Annotated in this window: 1 pseudogene; it reads left to right on the plus strand. The window is 63.5% G+C overall.

The window, feature by feature from the left end:
• Window positions 1-356: pseudogene (locus tag AB4Z35_RS31360) on the plus strand (nicotinate phosphoribosyltransferase); the annotation flags it as partial.

Here is a 356-nt window from a genome sequence, read left to right on the forward strand (position 1 = left end):
ATGCCTGCCCATGCGGACTGCGTGATCGCCGACTATGGCTCGCGTCGCCGCTTTTCGCGCGACTGGCAGGAAGAGGTGTTGCATACCATGCGCCGGGTACTCGGCCCGCAACTGGCCGGCACCAGCAATGTGCATTTCGCGCGCACGCATAACCTGGTTCCGCTCGGCACCATGGCGCATGAATACCTGCAGGCCTGCCAGGCCCTGGGGCCGCGGCTGCGCGACTCGCAGGTGTTCGCGCTGGAAGTCTGGGCCAAGGAATACCGCGGCGATCTCGGCATTGCCTTGTCCGATACCTATGGCTTTGACGCCTTCCTGCGCGATTTCGACCTGTACTTCTGCAAGCTGTTCGACGG

The sequence above is a fragment of the Pseudomonas sp. KB_15 genome (assembly GCF_052114525.1).
Lineage (GTDB): Bacteria > Pseudomonadota > Gammaproteobacteria > Pseudomonadales > Pseudomonadaceae > Aquipseudomonas.